3 protein-coding genes and 1 pseudogene are annotated in these 3,927 nt (G+C 62.3%); all 4 read left to right on the top strand.

Features of this window, described 5'->3' with window-relative positions; all coding sequences use genetic code 11:
• Nucleotides 1–901: pseudogene (locus tag ACROSR_RS20340) on the top strand (hypothetical protein); the annotation flags it as partial.
• A 3-nt stretch (nt 902–904) separates the two neighbouring features.
• Nucleotides 905–2,167, top strand: coding sequence for a transposase (locus ACROSR_RS20335; RefSeq protein ID WP_490166898.1), 1,263 nt, complete (start codon nt 905–907; stop codon nt 2,165–2,167).
• Entirely contained in the window at nt 2,164–3,156 is a 993-nt protein-coding gene (locus ACROSR_RS20330; RefSeq protein ID WP_432687697.1) for a TniB family NTP-binding protein, read from the top strand. The genes ACROSR_RS20335 and ACROSR_RS20330 overlap by 4 nt, the downstream gene beginning before the upstream one ends.
• 3 nt (nt 3,157–3,159) lie before the next feature.
• The gene (locus ACROSR_RS20325; RefSeq protein WP_432687696.1) at nt 3,160–3,906 is read left to right on the top strand and encodes a TniQ family protein; all 747 of its coding nucleotides are present in this window, start codon (nt 3,160–3,162) and stop codon (nt 3,904–3,906) included.
• The last annotated feature ends 21 nt before the right edge of the window (nt 3,907–3,927 follow it).

Below are 3,927 nucleotides of genomic sequence, written 5' to 3'. Positions count from 1 at the left end.
AAACGGTTCCCTGGGTTTCCTTTGGTCATGGCTTAACTTCCGAGCTTTTGGCTCTCCGGTAAACCCGGTCTGGTTCAACCTGAAGACAAGGCCCGCCTCGATCGATACCGGATTCCAGGTCTCAATGTTGTCCCCGGCACAACAGAGGCGCTTTCGCGTCACACATGCGCAGGTCCAGGCGCTCGACGACTTGGTCGCCGAAGGCCGTATCCGGCCGACCACGGCCGAGATAGAAACGGCGCGCGAGGATGAGCTCGAAGAGCGGGCTCAACCTTATCTCGCAAAGTATGCCACCGAGCGCGACATGCTGGCAGGAGGCAGTGCCACCGGCAAGGCGGCCAAGCCGCGCGACGGTCAGAAGAAAGAGGGCATCCAACTTTACTCGGCCGACTACCTGCGCAAGCTTTACGCCGCTTTCCGAAAGGGCGGGGCGGAAGCCCTCGTCGACAGCCTAAACAAGTCCGGCAATCGGACCAGTCAATTCCGCCCCGAAGACCAGGGACTGCTGATGGAGATCATCCAGGGCAGCTACCTCACGCCCGAGCGTAAATCGATCACGGCCACGGTCTTGGATGTTCAGCGCGGGTTTCAGGCGGAGAACGCGCGCCGCGCGGATCAGGGCCTCGCGCCGCTGAGGGTCCCTGGCCGCGATGCCGTGCGCGGAGCGATCGAGCGGCTTGGAAAGTTCCAGGTCATGGTGGCGCGTTTCGGACACAACCACGCGATGAAGAAATTGCGCCCCGTTGGCAAAGGGCTGGATGTCTCCCGGCCTGGGGAACGTGTCGAGATCGACGAATGGAAGATCGATTTCATCTCGATCCTCGACTCGACCAACCTGCGCGAGGTCCTTGGTCCGGAGGTCATGGAGGCGATCGGGCTTGACAAAACGAAGTCGCGCTAGTGGCTGACCGCCGCCATCGATTGCCGCACCCGGATCATGCTCGGTGCAAAGCTCACGCGCAACCCGACCAGCAGCGCCGCGCGCGAATGTCTGCGCATGGTCGTGAGCGACAAGAGCGTCGTATCCGACGCCGTCGGAGCCGTCGCTCCCTGGTCGCAAGCCGTGGTTCCCGAAACGCTGGTCGCCGATAATGGCGCAGCCTTCAAATCCGAGATCTTCACGAATACCTGTCTTGATCTGCAGGTTGCGGTCCTGCGGACCATCGCGGGCGTGCCGGGCATGCGCGGGACAATCGAACGCGTTTTCCGCACGGCCGGTCTGGACCTCATGCCGCGGCTGAAGGGGCGCACGTTTTCCAACCCGCAGGAGCGGGGCGACTACAACGCCAGGGACCGTGCCTGCCTGGACGCGGAGAGCGTGGCCTTCGTGCTCATTCGCTGGATCGTCGATATCTACCATAATTCTCCGCATGAAGGGCTGGGCGGACGGACCCCGCTCGAGCAGTGGGAGGCCGACATGGCGGATGGAAACTACCCCCTCCGCGCGCTGCCCGACACCCGGTCGAAGCGTCTCGCCTTCGGAAATGCGACGCGCCGCAAGGTCTCGCGCGAAGGTGTCGTTGTGATGGGTATCCACTACCACAGCCACGCTCTGGCCCCGCATTTTCTGGAAAGCAACTCACGGCAGGTCGATCTGCGTTGGGATCCAGACGACCTCGGCGCCATCGACGCGTTCGTCGGCGGCGAATGGATCGAGCTCGATGCCGTGCACGATCGCTTCAAAGGCGTGAACCTTCAAGTCTGGATCAAGGCCCGCAAGGCTCTGCGGGCAAGGTCTGCATCGCGGAAGACATGGAACCAGGACACGGTGTTCAGGGCGATCGATGAGATCGAGGATCTTGTCCAGAACGGCTCGGTCCTGTTTGACGTGGTCGACACGTCGCTGTCCGACACGCGCATCGCGCAGCTCGAAAAGGACCTCTATTCCTCTTTCGTGATCGGCACTGCCGTGACCCTTCATGCTGACGGAGAGCAGCCCGGGCGGGAAATTCCTGCGCGTGCGCCGGACCCCGACACGCCGCGCGACGCGCGCAAGGCGCGCCAAAAATCGACATCCGGCAAGGCGGGAAAAACCACCACGCCGCCTCACGACGACCTCGGACCGGACATACCGACCCTCGATAGCCACAAAGAGCAGACCAGAAACGCGCACGCCAAGCCAAGAATGGCATGGCGGCCGCGCAAGCAAGATGGAGCAGACAAATGACCACCGCTTTCACAACCGCAAATTGTATCCAGACCCTGCGCGCCATGCATGTCCCCAACGAGCGCGACGCCTTGCTCGAAAAGCAACTGACCCGGCTCTTCGCGGTCGACAAGGAAGGCAACACCACGCCGGTGCCAACGCGCTATGCCGGCGGAAAGGAGACCCGGGGCATCGCGCTTGTCGAGGCGGCCGGAGGCGGCAAGACCACCTCGATCCGCAAGGTCCTCGCCGACGCGCCGTTTCTGCAGGAAAACCCGGAGACCCGCCAGCCACGGTATCTGGAAATCCAGGTTCCCAATCCGGCGACGCTCAAGAGCGTCGGGCTTGCGATACTCGAAGCGACCGGGATGAGCGGGGTCTCGGAACGTACCACCGTCTGGAAGATATGGAGTGTGGTCCGTCATCGCCTTGGCCTCCTGGGCATCATGGTGCTCTGGCTTGACGAGGCGCAGGACCTTGTCATGGCGCAATCTGCCAACGACACGGAGAATACGCTGCGCATGATCAAGTCGCTCATGCAGGGAGAGCACGCCGTCATCCCGATCTTGAGTGGGACACAGCGCCTCGCGGAGATGACGAGCTTCGATCTGCAGGTCTCGCGGCGCTTTACCAAGATCGCGCCGCCCGATCTTGAATACGGGGTGCATGACGAAAACCTACTTGGCCTGATCGAAGCGTATTGCGAAGAGGTCGATCTGCGGACGGCGCTGCCGGACGATCTCTGCGCGCGGCTTATCAGGGCAAGTCGTCACAGGTTCGGGCGCGCGATCGAGACCATCCTCAACGCCTTGGAATGCGCCCTGTTCGACGGATCCCCAAACCTTTCCATGGAGCACTTCGTGGAAGCCTGGGCTATGCAGGAAGGCTGCGCCCCCTCGGCCAACATCTTCGAGGTCAATGACTGGCTGTCGGTACCGTTGGACCGCGATGCTGACGCCTATGAGGAGGCGCGTACGAAACGCCAGCACAAAAAACTGGAGAGGGTGTGACGCATGCGGATGACACCTCCCCTGCCCCCGCTGGTGGATGAGACCCTGTTTTCCTGGAGTGCCCGGCTTGCGGACTTTCATGCCGCGATGTCCTGCCAGGACTGGCTGAAAATGATGGAGATCAGCCAGCACAGCGTGATCAACCACGACCCGGCCTGCGTGACCCGTCTTGCTACCCTGACCGGCTTTTCCACCTCGCGCGTCATGGCATGCGGCCTTCAGCGCTTGGGCGATCGCAGCTATCGCCACGGCGACGAGACGTTCTCGCCATTCTTCGCGCTCCGTACACAGACGACATATTGCCCCGCCTGCCTGCTCGAGGATCGAGACCCGACGGGTCCGAGCGCGGGGCAACGAGTCGGACGACTGTCCTGGGTATTCAATCCGGTTCGGACCTGCCCCCGACACGGAACCCTGCTTCAGCGCCGGCCCCAAGCGGGTTATCGTGAAAAGTTCCAGGACATGAACCTTGTCGCCCCCGACGATCAACGGCTCGAGGCCCTGGCGCATCACGCCGAGGGGCGGTCCGTCTCCGAATTGCAGCGCTATGTCCAGATGCGGTTTGATAACGGCTGCGGATCGGCGTGGGTGGATCGCCAAAGGATCGATCAGACCGCAAAGGCCTGCGAGATGCTCGGAGCGGTCCTCGAGTTCGGGGCGCATGCCGATTTCGACAAGCTCACACTTGCGCAGTGGGTTGTGTCTCGAAAGTGGTGGAAATTCTCCGGCGACGTCCTCCGAGCGGTTTGATTTGCGCTTGATCAAGCAGCG

It is taken from the genome of Roseovarius tibetensis (genome assembly GCF_050896375.1).
Lineage (GTDB): Bacteria > Pseudomonadota > Alphaproteobacteria > Rhodobacterales > Rhodobacteraceae > Roseovarius > Roseovarius tibetensis.
The sequence above is the reverse complement of the archived record's forward strand: the minus strand, read 5'-3'. Positions and strand labels throughout refer to the sequence as shown.